Origin of the sequence: Streptomyces sp. NPDC057137 (genome assembly GCF_042670825.1) — a bacterium.
Classification (GTDB): Bacteria; Actinomycetota; Actinomycetes; order Streptomycetales; family Streptomycetaceae; genus Streptomyces.
On the sequence record NZ_JBHUUW010000006.1, the window covers coordinates 1 to 12,714 of the forward strand.

Sequence of the window (12,714 nt, forward strand, 5' to 3'; positions counted from 1 at the left end):
GGCTCATTTGAGCCCGTCCGGCGATTGAGGACGCACCGGCCACCGGACGGACCCGGTGAACCTTTCCCGTCAGCGCACCAGCGGTCCGCAGACCCCCCGCACGCCCAGGTCAGTCCGCCGACTCGAACCGCCAGCGGTGCACCGCCCGCGCCACCAGCTCGTCGGCCGGCTCCGGGATCTCGGGCAGTTCCGCGTCGTACGAGGCGTCCCACCAGGTCATCACCAGCACCCGGCCGCCGGGCGCGGTGAGCGTCTCGCGGCGCTGCGGGGCCGGGGCGAGAGCCCGCGCCCTGACCCACGCCAGCAGCTCGGCGCCCCGGCCGGGCGCGGCCTTGGCCTCCCACATCAGCGCGACCGTCATGAGTAGAGGTTGTCCTTGCTGACCTCGTGCACGTGGTCGTGCGTGTGGGCGTGCCCGGGTACGTGCGTCTCGGTCACCGGCAGCGAGGAGTCCGCCGACAGGTCCCAGTCCGACGCGGGCCGGTTCCGCGCCACCATCTCGGCGCCGAGCGCGGCGACCATCGCGCCGTTGTCCGTGCAGAGACCCGGCCGGGGCACCCGCAGCCGGATGCCCGCCCGCTCGCACCGTTCGGCGGCCAGCGCGCGCAGCCGGGAGTTGGCCGCGACGCCGCCGCCGATCATCAGATGGTCCACGCCCTCGTCCTTGCAGGCGCGCACCGCCTTTCGCGTCAGCACGTCCACCACGGCCTCCTGGAAGGACGCGGCCACATCCCGTACGGGCACGTCCTCACCGGCCGCGCGCTTCGCCTCGATCCAGCGGGCGACGGACGTCTTGAGCCCGGAGAAGGAGAAGTCGTACGGCGCGTCGCGCGGACCGGTCAGTCCGCGCGGGAAGGCGATGGCCGCCGGGTCGCCCTCGCGCGCGAGCCGGTCGATCACCGGGCCGCCGGGGAAGCCCAGTTGGAGGACGCGCGCGATCTTGTCGAAGGCCTCGCCCGCCGCGTCGTCGATGGTCGCGCCCATCGGCCGTACGTCGGCGGTGATGTCCGGCGCGAGCAGCAGCGACGAGTGCCCGCCGCTGACCAGCAGCGCCATCGTCGGCTCGGGCAGCGGCCCGTGCTCCAGCTGGTCGACGCAGATGTGCGAGGCGAGGTGGTTCACGCCGTAGAGCGGCTTGCCGAGCGCGTACGCGTACGCCTTCGCCGCCGACACCCCGACCAGCAGCGCGCCGGCCAGCCCGGGGCCGGCCGTGACCGCGATCCCGTCCAGGTCGCGGGCGCTCACCCCGGCCTCCTTCAGCGCGCGCTCGACCGTGGGCACCATGGCCTCCAGGTGCGCGCGGGAGGCGACCTCGGGCACGACGCCGCCGAAGCGGGCGTGCTCGTCGACGCTGGAGGCGATGGCGTCGGCGAGCAGCGTCGTACCGCGGACGATGCCCACACCCGTCTCGTCGCACGAGGTCTCGATGCCGAGGACGAGAGGTTCGTCAGCCATGGATCTCTGTTCCTTGTTGTTTCGGTGGGCGCTTCGGTGGACGCCGCTCCTCGTGCATGGACAGGCGCATGACGAGGGCGTCGACGTTGCCCGGCTGGTAGTAGCCCCGGCGGAAGCCGACGGGCTCGAAGCCGAACCGCTCGTACAGCTTCTGCGCGCGGGGGTTGTCCACCCGTACCTCCAGCAGCACCTCCTCGCACTCGAAGGCGGTGGCGTGCTGGAGAAGATCGGTGAGCAGCCGCGAGCCGAGCCCGGTCCCCCAGTGGTCGCGGGCGGCGGCGATGGTCTGTACGTCGCCGAGGCCGCCGGCGGCGGCGAGTCCGGCGTAGCCGACGATCCGGTCGTCGCCGGTCACGGCGACCACGTAGCGGCGGGTGGCGGCCGGGCCGCGCGCGTGGGCCAGCTCGGACCAGAACATGCCCGGCGACCAGGCGTCCTCGGGGAACAGCTCATATTCGAGCGCGAGCACGGACTCGATGTCCCACCAGCGCATCTCGCGCAGCTCGGGCTCCGTCTCATCGGTCACTTCGGCGTGACCACCTTGTAGTTCTTGGGCACCTGCGCGTCGGGGCGCCGCAGATAGAGCGGCAGCGCCGGCAGGAACCCCTCGGCGTCGCCCGCCGCGAGTCTCCCCGCCGCGAGTCTCTCCGCCGCGAGGGACGCGAGCGCGGCGGCCGACTGGTGCTCGGGCGTGCGGGCGTCCGGGAACGCCTCCGGGTAGAGCACGCCGCCCGCTCCCACGACCGGCAGCCCCGCCAGCTCCGCCGCGATGTCGGCGGGCCGGTCGACCGCGGGCTCGGTCAGCCGCGTACGGGAGTCCGCGTACCGCGCCCAGTAGACCTCCTTGCGGCGCGCGTCCGTCGCCACCACGAAGGGCTCGTCGAGCCCGGCGGCGTACGCGAGCCCGTCCAGCGTGCACAGCCCGTGGACCGGCACCCCGAGCGTCGAGCCGAAGGCCGCAGCCGTGACGAGGCCGACGCGCAGTCCGGTGTACGGGCCGGGGCCCACGCCGACGACCAGGTCCGTGACGGCGCCGAGCGCGAGACCGGCCTCGGCGAACACGCGGTCCACGGCGGGCAGCAGCAGCTCCCCGTGCCGGCGGGCGTCGACCTGGCTCTCGGCGGCGAGGACGGAGACACCGTCGTGGAGGGCGACGGTGACGGCGGGCGTGGCGGTATCAACGGCGAGCAGGAGCACGCAAACAGCCTACGGCTCCCCGGAGGGGCCCCGGGGCCGGGCACGGCGCCCCGCCCCCTCTACCGCCTGCTGCTAACGTCACCACGCATACGTACGTACGAGAGGTGGATCAAGGTGTCCAGGAGCAGCTCGGGATTCGTGGCCGGGCTCACCGCGTTGGCCGTGGCCGCCGTCGGTTTCCTCGCGTACCAGGCGTCGGCGAATGTGCCGGACCAGCTCGCTTCGCCCAAGAAGCCCGGCTCGTCGGCCTCCGCCTCTCCCTCGCCCAAGGAGAAGAAGAAGGACGCGCACGCGGTGCCCGCGGAGTCGGGCAGCGGTCAGCGCGTCGTCTACGCGCTGGACGCCAAGCGCGTGTGGCTGGTGGGCAAGACGGCGGAGAAGCCGCGGAATTTCGAGGTCATGCCGAGCACGGTGAGCCCGCCGCCGGGCACGTACCAGGTCACGTCGCGGTCCGGGAAGATCACGGGATCGGACGGGGTCGACATCGAGCACGTGGTGCGGTTCGCGAGCGTGAACCAGGTCGCGATCGGGTTCAGCGCGGCGGTCGACGGGACGATGGCGAGCCCGGACCCGAATCTGAAGACGGGCGGCGTCAGGATGACGCCGGAGGACGGCGACGCGATGTGGACGTTCGCGACGGTCGGTTCGAAGGTCGTCGTCGTCCCGTAGGCGTACCGCCCTTTGTTACGCGGCTTACTACGCGGCTTCGTCGGCCTGATCGGTGGCGGTCCCGCGGTTCTCGCTCGGCGGGGTCGGCGGGGTCGATACGGCGCTCGCCGCCGCGCACGACGCCAGCAGGTCGCTCATCGAGACGGACGACGGATCGGGAGACGCGATCGTCGGCTCCGACGGTCGCGTTTCGGTGCTCTCTGATGCCGGCATGGATGCCTCCTGAGGCTCCGGGGGCAAGCTTGGTTAGGTAGACCTAACCAAATCTCGTTTACCATGTGACCACGCGCCGCACGGCACATGCAAGAGTTTACCGACGTCTTGTCGGAAAGCACGGACGCTCAGGCCGGCGAGGGCTCCGCCGGGCGAAGGTCGGGACAGGCAGCGGCGTCAGACGAGCGAGGCCAGGTCCGCGTCGGCCCAGCGCGCGCCGATGCCGGTGAGGGTGACCTCGCGCCGGTCGTCCTCGTCCACGGCGAGCGGGTCCACCGCTCCGACGACACGGTCGATCACGACATGCAGCCGGTCGTCCGACAGCTCCTCGACCTTCCCGTCGCCCCACTCCACGACCACCACCGAATCCGGCAGCGACACGTCGAGGTCCAGATCCTCCATCTCGTCGAGACCGCCGCCGAGCCGGTACGCGTCCACGTGCACGAGCGGCGGGCCCGAGATCAGCGAGGGGTGCACCCGCGCGATGACGAAGGTCGGCGACGTGACCGCGCCGCGTACGCCGAGCCCGGCGCCCAGGCCCCGGGTCAACGTCGTCTTGCCGGCGCCGAGTTCGCCGGTGAGCATCACCAGGTCGCCGGGGCGCAGCAGACCGGCGAGTCTCCGGCCCAGCTCGCTCATCCGTTCGGGTGAGTCGACGGTGACGCGTGCGACGGCACGCTTGGTGCTCTCAGCTGCCGGGCTGTGCGGTGCTTCCATACGAACCCACGTTAGTGGCTGCCGGGACGGCACCGACCCGTACCAGCAGGTCGGCGAGCCGGTCCGTGACCACCTCCGGGTGCTCCAGCATCACCAGATGGCCCGCGTCCGGCACGATCACCAGCTCGGAGTCCGGCAGCAGGTCCGCGATGGCCTCGCTGTGCGAGCTGGGCGTGATGAGATCGCGGTCCCCCGCCACCACCAGCACCGGAATCTCCATGAAGACCGGCAGCGCGTCCGACTCGTCGTGCTCGGTGAACGCCGGGTAGAACTCCGCCACCACGTCGATCGGCGTCCCCTCGATCAGCCGCTCGGCGAACCGCGCGACGGCCGGGTCCACGTCCTTCGAGCTGAACGAGTAGCGCTTGATCAGCCCGGCGAAGAGATCGGCGGTGGCCCGCCGCCCCCGCTCGACCAGTTCGGTCTGCGAGCCGAGAGCCTTCAGGACACCGGGCAGTACGCGGCGTACGGCGTTCACGCCCGCCACCGGCAGCCCGAAGCTGACCTCGCCGAGCTTCCCGCTGGAGGAGCCGACGAACGCGGCGCCGACGACCCGGTCCCGTACGAGTTCGGGGCAGTGGCCCGCGAGGGCCATCATCGTCATGCCGCCCATGGAGTGGCCCACGAGGACGAGCGGCCCCTCGGGCGCCGCCTCCTCGATGACCGCCCTGAGGTCGCGGCCGAGCTGGTCGATCGAGACGGCCACCCCGTCCGGGCCCTGCTGTGCGACACCCCGGGCGGACCGGCCGTGGCTGCGCTGGTCCCAGAAGACGGTCCGCACCAGACCGCGCAGCGCGGCGCGCTGGAAGTGCCAGGAGTCCTGGTTGAGGCAGTAGCCGTGGCTGAAGACGACGGTGACGGGCGCGGGTGCCTTGCGTCCGAAGAGCCGGCGGCGGCGCGGGGTGCCCGCGCCGGTCTCCGGGTCGACGTCGTCGACCTCGAAGTACAGCTCGGTGCCGTCGTCGGCGATCGCCTTGCCGGGGGTGCCGCGCAGGGCGCCGTACGGCCCCGTCGAGTCGAGTGCGAGCCGGGCCTTCTTTCGCATGCCGCGGCCGACGGTCAGCCGCTCGATGGCGACGCCCGCGGCGGCCCCGGCGGCGATCACGCCTATCGCCGTCCCGGCGATACCGGCCAGCCGCCAGTTGCCGCCGCCGACGGCCGACGTGATGTCCCCTGCGGTGTTCTCGCTCAACGTCCCGCTCCTCGTCCGTCTCCGCCGACACGCTCTTCATGCCCATCCACGCCGTCCGTATAGACGCGGGGAACGCGGGGACCGATACGGGTCACGATCTCGTACGCGATGGTGTCGGCCGCCTCCGCCCAGTCGGCGGCGGTCGGCTCGCCGTCGTCGCCGGGCCCGAACAGGACGGCGGGCGCGCCTTCTTGGACGGCGTCGGCGTCCGGCCCCGCCCCGAGGTCCACGACGAACTGGTCCATGGCGACCCGCCCCGCCACTCGCCGAACCGTCCCGCCGACGAGCACGGGGCCCCGGCCCGACGCGTGGCGCGGGACGCCGTCCGCGTACCCGAGGGGGATCAGGCCGAGGGTCGTCTCGGCGGAGGTGCGGTAGGTGTGGCCGTAACTGACGCCGTGGCCCTCGGGAACGCGCTTCACCAGCGCCACGGACGCGGCGAGCGTCATGACGGGCCGCAGCCCCAACTCCCGTGAGGTGCCCAGCTCGGCGCTGGGTGAGATGCCGTAGACCGCGATGCCGGACCGTACGAGATCGAAGTGCGACTCGGGGAGGGTGAGGGCGGCGGCGGAGTTCGCGATGTGCCGGACCTCGGGCTCGACGCCCGCCTTCTCGGCGTACGCGACCAGCTCGTCGAACACGTCGAGCTGCGCGGCGATCGAGGAGTGGCCCGGCTCGTCCGCGCACGCGAAGTGCGACCAGAGGCCGGTGACGCGGACGGTGCCCGCGACCTCTGCGGCGCGGGCGGCGGCGACGAGTTCGGGCCAGTCGGCGGGCTGGCAGCCGTTGCGGCCGAGCCCGGTGTCGGCCTTGAGCTGGATCCGCGCGGGCCGCCCGGCCTCCCGCGCGGCGGCGGTCACCTCACGCAGGGCCCACATCGCCGACACGGACATGTCGAGACCGGCCTCGATACCGGCGCGCCAGGGGTCGCCGGGGGTCCACAGCCAGCACAGGATCGGGGCGGTGATCCCGGCGGCACGCAGCGCCAGGGCCTCGTGCGGCGTCGCGGTCCCGAGCCAGGCCGCCCCGGCGTCGAGGGCGGCGCGCGCGCAGGGCAGCGCACCGTGCCCGTACGCGTCGGACTTCACGACGGCCATGAGATCGGCACCGGGCGCGAGGCCGGCCCGCAGGGCACGGACGTTGCCACGGAGCGCGCCGAGATCGATCGCGGCGCGGGCGCGAAGGGGCGAGGTGGGTACGGTTCCGGTCATCCCCGACAGTCTCTCAGAGCCCCCCGCCGGGGAGTCGCGGGTCGCGCCGGGCTGGGCGGTGTGGGGGGTGTGGGCGGTGTGAGCGGTTCACCGCCCCTTACGAGTGAACGTCACATGCGTGACCCCGCTGGGCGAGGAGACGGACTCGATGGCGTAGTCCTTCTCCAGGCCCTCCGTCCCGTCCCAGAGGCGTTCGCCCCGGCCGAGCAGGATCGGGACCACCACGACGTGCATGTGGTCGATGAGCCCGGCGGCGAGGAAATCGCGGACGACGGTGGGTCCCCCGCCGATCCGTACGTCCTGGCCGCCGGCAGCCTCACGGGCCGCCGCGAGTGCCTCGGCGGGCGAGGTGTCGACGAAGTGGAACGTCGTGCCGCCCTCCATCTCGACCGACGGGCGCGGGTGATGGGTGAGGACGAAGACGGGCGTGTGGAACGGCGGGTTGGGCCCCCACCAGCCCTTGAACTCCGGATCGTCCTTCCATCCGGGATACCCGAACTTCCCGGCCCCCATGATCTCGGCACCGATCCCGGGAGCGAACCGCCGCGCGAACGCGTCGTCGAGCCCGCCGTTCCCACCGGCCTGGCCGGTCATCTCGTGCCAGAACCCGGTGGCGAACATCCACTCGTGGAGCCGTTCGCCGGCGTGGCCGAACGGCGCGTCTTGGCTCAGACCCTCACCGGTGCCGAAGCCGTCGAGCGAGACGGAGAAGTTGTGGACGCGGGCGAGTGACATGGCTGGCGACTCCATTCCTTCGGTCGGCCGGGCCGCGTCGGACGGGCCCGGTCATGAGGCGATGAAGCGATGATGGCCGCCGCGATGTCATGACGTCCAATGCCAGTTCACCCCGTGTCCCATAGATAAACTTAATTTATGCTGAACCTGACGCAGCTCAAGGTGCTGGAGGCGGTCGCCCGCCATGGATCGGTGACCGAAGCCGCGAAAGAGCTGCACTACTCCCAGCCGTCGGTCAGCCATCACCTGGGGCGACTGGAGACAGCCACCGGAGCCAAGCTCCTCCAGCGAGTGGGCCGCGGGATCCGGCTCACCCCCGAAGGAGAGCTGCTGGCGCAACGGGCGACGGAGATTCTGGGGCGGGTGAACGCCGCGTCCGTCGAACTGGCCGCCCACGTGGGGCTCCGCGCCGGACGAGTACGGCTCGCGGGATTCCAGACCGTCCTCAGCACCCTCGTACCGAAGGCGGCCACCGAGCTGTCCCGGACGCACCCGGGAATCGAGCTGAACCTCGTCGACGCCCACCCGGCCGAGGGGCTGAAGATGCTGCGGGCCGGGCACGTCGACATCGCCCTGATCTTCCGGCACGCCGACACCCCGCTGGAAGAGGAGGGAGTCCGGCTCATCCACCTGCTGGACGACCCCCTCCACCTCATCAGCGACCGGCCCCACCCGCGCCTGGAGGACCACCGCGACTCCGCCTGGGTCGGCGGCTGCGAACGCTGCCGGGCCGCCACGGTCGCCGCGTGCGAGCGCGCCGGCTTCGTACCGCGTATCGCCTACTCGTGCGACGACACGGTCGTCGCCCAGTCGCTGGTGGCCGCCGGGATGGGTGTCGCCATCCTCAACGGGCTCGCGCTGCGCGCACACCGGGCGCCGGGCATCCACACCACACAGCTCACCGGCAACGCGCGCCGGATCTATGCCGCCACATACGGCGACCCGCCGGACCCGCCCGCCACCACGGCGCTGATCGAGATCCTGACGTCACTGGCGTGACTGGCGTGACTGGCATGACTACGGCGTGGAGTCCGTGCCCTTGTCCAGTCGCGCCATGTGGGCGGTGACGTCGTCGACCAGTCGCCCCAGCAACCGCCCCAGGTCGCCGCGGTCCTGGTCGGACCAGCCGCCGATGGCTTCGGAGAACCAGCCGATCAGATAGGTCGCGTACCGGTTCGCCGCCCGCGCGCCCTCCGGGGTCGGCTCGATGAGGCTGGCGCGCCGGTCCTCCGGATCGCTGAGGCGCCCCACCAGACCGCGCCGCTCCAGCGCCTGGACCTGGCGGGTCACATGCGGGCCCACGACCTGCATGCGTTCCGCGATCTCGCCGATCCGCAGGGGCTTGTCCGCCATGTGCAGCGCCATGAGCACCGTCAGCTCGGGCCGGTCGAGCGCGAGACCGGTGGCTTCGATCGCACGCTCGGGCAGCCGGCCGCGGGTGACGGCGTTGCTCAACTCGGCCAGGCGGGGCATCACGGCCAGTACGTCCTTGGGCACATGGCCCGGGTCGGGCGCACCTGGTGGTTCGCCGTTCACATCACTCACGTCACTCACCATTCCAAACTTGCATACCTAAGTTAGGTATATGTACTGTATGAGGGAGACCTCTTCGGGGGCGCTCCACGCCTCAATAAAGGATACCTAAAGTAGGTACTTTTCTCTCCGGAAGGAACGAGGAATCCACCATGACTCACTCCGCGAACCACTCCACGAACCACTCCGCGAACCGCAAGGTGCTCATCTCCGGCGCCAGCATCGCCGGTCCCGCCCTGGCCTACTGGCTCGACCGTTACGGCGTCGAGGTCACCGTGGTCGAGAAGGCCCCCGTGGTCCGCGGTGGCGGGTACGCCATCGACATCCGCGGCACCGCGCGTGACGCCGTCGACCGCATGGGCCTGCTGGAGCGGCTGCGCGAGGCGCACGTCGACAGCCAACTCATCACCTTCCTCGACACCGACGGCACGACGATCGCCGGTATCCGCCCCGAAGCCGTCACCGGCGGCACGGAGGGCCTGGACCTGGAAGTACGGCGCGGAGACCTGGCCGACGCGCTCGTCACGCCCATCCGCGACAGCGTCGAGTTCCTGTTCAACGACTCCATAGCCACCCTGGACGACCGGGGCGACCACGTGGACGTCGTCTTCGACAGCGGCACCCGCCGCACCTTCGACCTGGTCATCGGCGCCGACGGGCTCCACTCCAACACCCGGCGCCTCGTGTTCGGCCCGGAGGAGCAGTTCCACCGCTACATGGGCTACACCTTCGCCGGCTTCACCCTGGACAACGACTTCGGCCTCGCGCACGAGGGTGTCCTCTGGAACGCCCCGGGACGCGCGGCGGTCCTGTACGCCCACGAGCCCGACGACCGCCTGCACGGCTTCCTCAACTTCGCCCAACAGGAGCCGCCCTTCGAGGCGTTCCGCGACCCGGAGGCGCAGCGCGACCTCGTCGCCTCCCAGTTCCCCGAGCAGATCTGGCACATCCCGCGCCTGGTGGCGGCCATGCGGGAGGCCGACGACCTGTTCTTCGACGTCGTCAGCCAGATCCACATGCCCACATGGTCCCGTGGCCGCGTCGCTCTGGTGGGCGACGCGGCGTACGCCACGTCGTTCATGTCCGGCCAGGGCTCCAGCGTCTCCCTGGTCGGCGCGTACATCCTGGCCGGCGAGCTGGCGAGCCGCGCCGACCACGCGGAGGCTTTCGCCGCGTACGAGCGGACCTCCCGGGACTTCGTGGAACAGAACCAGGCCCTGGTCACCACCGGCGGCACCGTCGTGGCGCCCCGCACCCAGGAAATCCTCAACGCCCGCAACGAGGCGCTCCGCAACCCGGCCGCCATGACCGGAGACGAGGGCCGGGCCGCCAACACGGGCCTGATCCTGCCGGATTACCGGGCGGCGGAGGTCATAGGGCGCCGGTCTTAACGCCCGCGACGAAGGCGCCGAAGGAATCGACGGGGAAGCCGAGGACCGGGCCGGTGGGGTTCTTGGAGTCACGGACGGGGACGATGCCGCGTGTCGCTGCGAGGTTGGCGGCAACCTCGACGCATGCGCCGCCGTTGTTGCTGCACGAGGACGTGAACCAACGCGGGGACTCGGTCGTGGTCGTCACGAGGTGCCCAACCCTCCGGCCTTGACGCCGGCCACGAAGGCGGCGAAGGAGTTGACGGGGAGGCCGAGGACCGGGCCGGTCGGATTCTTGGAGTCACGGACGGGGACGATGCCGCGCGCGGCAGCAAGGTTGGCGGCGACCTCGACGCATGCGCCGCCGTTGTCGCTGTACGAGGACGTGAACCAACGCGGGGTCTCGGTCGTCACGGGGTGCCCTTTCCCAACTTCTCGATCATGGCCACGGATTCCGCCTGTGACAGCGCTTCGGCCTGTAGTTGATGGTAGGCCGTCAGTATGGGCAGTACGAACGTGCTTTCCCGTTCGAGATGTCCTCGATGGGTCGACTCGGCGTACGACATCAGCGAACGGTCCGGCATCGTCAGTAGGTAGAGAGGCAGGTTGAAGGAGCGACGGGCGCCCATATCGAAGGGCGCGACCTGAAGGACGGTGTTCGGCAACTCGGCGAACTCCACTAGTCGCTCCAACTGCGCCTTCATCGCTGCGGGTTTCCCGATGGGCCGCAGGATGCAGCTTTCGTCAAGCACCACGAACACCAGCGGCCGAGCCGTCCTGGCGAGCGAGGCTTGTCGCTCGGCGACGATCGTGACCCGCTCACGGGCCTGGTCCGCGGTGATCGCTCCCCGTTTGACGGCGCTGTCGGCCAGCACATCCGCGTACTCCGGCGTCTGGAGCAGACCGGGGATGACGCCGACTTCGTACAGCCGGATCTCCGCCGCTCGCCCCTCGTGCATGACGTACTCCGGAAAGCCTTCCAGCAGAGAACCGTGCCGCATGTCGCGCCATTCGCGCTCGAACGCGTCTCCCGTACCGAGAACAAGATCCGCGCTGCGCGCCAGCCGCAAGGTTGGAAGCTTCCGACCAGTTTCGACCGATGAAATATGCGTGCTGGAATATCCCATTCGGTGCGCCAACTCCTCCTGCGTCCAGCCGCGATCTTCGCGTAAGCGGCGCAGACGTGCTCCGAAGGCGGCTTGCGGAGAGCTGTCCGGGTTCAACTCCTTGCGATTCAAAGGGTTGTCACCAATCTTTCGTCCACGTCCGACAGGTTGAATGGTCCCCCGACTCTAGGTCACGCTGAGCGCCCTTGGTAGTGGAACGACTACACAGAGGCGTGAGAACCATGACCAACAACGCACCGGACACCGTCGCCGGCACGGTCGGGGACGACGTACGAACCGTGCACAGGCTGCGGGTACTTGACGAACACAAGCGCCAGGCGGCGTGCGGGGCGGGCGACCCCGACGGCGTGACGGACGTGTGGCTGCGCGCCGTGAACTGCCCGGCATGCCTCGCCACTCCCGACGCCGACGAGGAGGCGTAGCGATGCCGCCGCCCGCCACCCCGTACGTCGCCGCGCGTAGCACCGACAAGGGCCCGCGCAAGGCCGAGTTGAGCGTCGAGTTCACCGCGAAGGGTCCCCGCCTCGCGTACAAGCACCCCCGCCCAGACGACCGCGACAGCCACGGCAACCTGTGGATCCGCATGGAGGAACCCACCGAACCGGGCCGGATCCTCTACGACTCCATGCACCCGGCCCGTCAACGCACCTGCATGGAACGGATGCTGTGCCAGATCTGCGCGCAGCCCGCCGACCGCGACAGAGACGGCTGGCTGTTCATCGACTGGCGCCGCGAGGACTCACCACCCACCTGGCCGGAGAAGTCCGTCACCTCCATGCCACCCCTGTGCACCGCACACGTCCAACTGTCCCTGCGCCAGTGCCCGTTCCTCCGCCGCACCGAGCACGCCGTACTCCGCGTACGAAAACCCCACCTCTACGGAGCCTCCGGCACCCTCTACCGCCTCACCGACCACGGCTGGCACGCCTCCGACACCGACACACTCCACCCCTACGACAAACCCCGCCACCCCGGCCTGCTCGCCTCCCGCCTCCACCGCCAACTACGAGGCGTGACAGCCGTGGACCTCCCGTAGGTCATGTCGGGGAGTCCCCCTGGCCCGCTACGCCTGGCACGCACGTTCGCGGCGGACGACACCCGATCCGACGTGATCAAAATACGCACCCGGGCAGTCTCCTTGGATCATAAGGCGGGCCAAATAACGACCAACGCACCCCATTCCCCAGGCGAATTGACCGTCAGTCACTGAGCCGTCACGCTCGTCGCCCATCTACGATTCGGGGAGACACGGGTGAGCGACTTAGTTCCATTTCCCGGTTGGGAAAAAAGCGTTG

At 70.7% G+C, this 12,714-nt stretch carries 18 protein-coding genes; 5 read left to right on the forward strand and 13 right to left on the reverse strand.

Annotated features, from left to right (window positions below; genetic code table 11):
* Positions 1-109: 109 nt before the first annotated feature.
* From ACFT9I_RS07145 to tsaB, 4 genes are read right to left on the reverse strand one after another with little or no spacing between them, the layout of a single operon-like run.
* Complete coding sequence (locus ACFT9I_RS07145; RefSeq protein ID WP_382561654.1) at positions 110-361, reverse strand: hypothetical protein; 252 nt, start codon at positions 359-361, stop codon at positions 110-112.
* Positions 358-1,455, reverse strand: a complete 1,098-nt coding sequence (gene tsaD / locus ACFT9I_RS07150) for a tRNA (adenosine(37)-N6)-threonylcarbamoyltransferase complex transferase subunit TsaD (protein ID WP_382561655.1) — start codon at positions 1,453-1,455, stop codon at positions 358-360. The genes ACFT9I_RS07145 and tsaD overlap by 4 nt, the downstream gene beginning before the upstream one ends.
* A complete protein-coding gene (gene rimI / locus ACFT9I_RS07155) occupies positions 1,448-1,948 on the reverse strand; it encodes a ribosomal protein S18-alanine N-acetyltransferase (RefSeq protein ID WP_382561956.1) in 501 nt (166 codons plus the stop codon). The genes tsaD and rimI overlap by 8 nt, the downstream gene beginning before the upstream one ends.
* Before the next feature lie 29 nt (positions 1,949-1,977).
* On the reverse strand, positions 1,978-2,652 hold the full coding sequence (gene tsaB, locus ACFT9I_RS07160; protein WP_382561657.1) for a tRNA (adenosine(37)-N6)-threonylcarbamoyltransferase complex dimerization subunit type 1 TsaB: 675 nt from the start codon (positions 2,650-2,652) through the stop codon (positions 1,978-1,980).
* Between the two features lie 138 nt (positions 2,653-2,790).
* Between tsaB and ACFT9I_RS07165 the strand changes: the two genes are divergently transcribed.
* Positions 2,791-3,321 (forward strand): hypothetical protein, encoded by a 531-nt coding sequence (locus ACFT9I_RS07165; protein ID WP_382561957.1) that lies wholly within the window; start codon positions 2,791-2,793, stop codon positions 3,319-3,321.
* Between the two features lie 27 nt (positions 3,322-3,348).
* Here the strand turns inward: ACFT9I_RS07165 and ACFT9I_RS07170 are convergent, their stop codons facing one another.
* The 5 genes from ACFT9I_RS07170 to ACFT9I_RS07190 all read right to left on the reverse strand — a co-directional run bounded on the left by ACFT9I_RS07170 (position 3,349) and on the right by ACFT9I_RS07190 (position 7,389).
* Positions 3,349-3,534: a hypothetical protein gene (locus ACFT9I_RS07170; protein WP_382561659.1), complete on the reverse strand. Its 186-nt coding sequence runs from the start codon at positions 3,532-3,534 to the stop codon at positions 3,349-3,351.
* A gap of 177 nt (positions 3,535-3,711) precedes the next feature.
* Complete coding sequence (gene tsaE / locus ACFT9I_RS07175) at positions 3,712-4,251, reverse strand: tRNA (adenosine(37)-N6)-threonylcarbamoyltransferase complex ATPase subunit type 1 TsaE (RefSeq protein ID WP_382561661.1); 540 nt, start codon at positions 4,249-4,251, stop codon at positions 3,712-3,714.
* Positions 4,223-5,443, reverse strand: coding sequence for an alpha/beta fold hydrolase (locus ACFT9I_RS07180; RefSeq protein WP_382561663.1), 1,221 nt, complete (start codon positions 5,441-5,443; stop codon positions 4,223-4,225). Before ACFT9I_RS07180 ends, tsaE begins: the two co-directional genes overlap by 29 nt.
* On the reverse strand, positions 5,440-6,654 hold the full coding sequence (alr, locus tag ACFT9I_RS07185; RefSeq protein ID WP_382561665.1) for an alanine racemase: 1,215 nt from the start codon (positions 6,652-6,654) through the stop codon (positions 5,440-5,442). Before alr ends, ACFT9I_RS07180 begins: the two co-directional genes overlap by 4 nt.
* 87 nt (positions 6,655-6,741) lie before the next feature.
* Positions 6,742-7,389 carry a dihydrofolate reductase family protein gene (locus tag ACFT9I_RS07190; protein WP_382561667.1) on the reverse strand — a complete coding sequence of 216 codons (648 nt, stop codon included), beginning with the start codon at positions 7,387-7,389 and terminating at the stop codon, positions 6,742-6,744.
* Between the two features lie 138 nt (positions 7,390-7,527).
* On the opposite strand from ACFT9I_RS07190, the gene ACFT9I_RS07195 reads away from it, so the two are divergent.
* Positions 7,528-8,388, forward strand: a complete 861-nt coding sequence (locus ACFT9I_RS07195; protein WP_382561669.1) for a LysR family transcriptional regulator — start codon at positions 7,528-7,530, stop codon at positions 8,386-8,388.
* Positions 8,389-8,406: 18 nt separating this feature from the next.
* Here ACFT9I_RS07195 and ACFT9I_RS07200 read toward each other — a convergent pair whose 3' ends face one another.
* On the reverse strand, positions 8,407-8,862 hold the full coding sequence (locus ACFT9I_RS07200) for a MarR family winged helix-turn-helix transcriptional regulator (protein WP_382561958.1): 456 nt from the start codon (positions 8,860-8,862) through the stop codon (positions 8,407-8,409).
* 212 nt (positions 8,863-9,074) lie between these two features.
* Here ACFT9I_RS07200 and ACFT9I_RS07205 point away from each other — a divergent pair, with 212 nt between their 5' ends.
* Positions 9,075-10,313 (forward strand): FAD-dependent monooxygenase, encoded by a 1,239-nt coding sequence (locus ACFT9I_RS07205; RefSeq protein ID WP_382561671.1) that lies wholly within the window; start codon positions 9,075-9,077, stop codon positions 10,311-10,313.
* Here ACFT9I_RS07205 and ACFT9I_RS07210 read toward each other — a convergent pair.
* The 3 genes from ACFT9I_RS07210 to ACFT9I_RS07220 are packed head-to-tail and all read right to left on the reverse strand — an operon-like array spanning position 10,294 to position 11,530.
* Entirely contained in the window at positions 10,294-10,500 is a 207-nt protein-coding gene (locus tag ACFT9I_RS07210) for a DUF397 domain-containing protein (RefSeq protein ID WP_382561673.1), read from the reverse strand. The two genes, ACFT9I_RS07205 and ACFT9I_RS07210, sit on opposite strands and share 20 nt — an antisense overlap.
* Positions 10,497-10,706, reverse strand: a complete 210-nt coding sequence (locus ACFT9I_RS07215) for a DUF397 domain-containing protein (protein WP_382561675.1) — start codon at positions 10,704-10,706, stop codon at positions 10,497-10,499. Before ACFT9I_RS07215 ends, ACFT9I_RS07210 begins: the two co-directional genes overlap by 4 nt.
* Positions 10,703-11,530, reverse strand: coding sequence for a Scr1 family TA system antitoxin-like transcriptional regulator (locus ACFT9I_RS07220; RefSeq protein WP_382561677.1), 828 nt, complete (start codon positions 11,528-11,530; stop codon positions 10,703-10,705). The genes ACFT9I_RS07215 and ACFT9I_RS07220 overlap by 4 nt, the downstream gene beginning before the upstream one ends.
* A gap of 110 nt (positions 11,531-11,640) precedes the next feature.
* Between ACFT9I_RS07220 and ACFT9I_RS07225 the strand changes: the two genes are divergently transcribed.
* Positions 11,641-11,841, forward strand: coding sequence for a hypothetical protein (locus tag ACFT9I_RS07225; protein ID WP_382561678.1), 201 nt, complete (start codon positions 11,641-11,643; stop codon positions 11,839-11,841).
* Positions 11,842-11,843: 2 nt separating this feature from the next.
* A complete protein-coding gene (locus ACFT9I_RS07230; protein WP_382561680.1) occupies positions 11,844-12,455 on the forward strand; it encodes a hypothetical protein in 612 nt (203 codons plus the stop codon).
* The last annotated feature ends 259 nt before the right edge of the window (positions 12,456-12,714 follow it).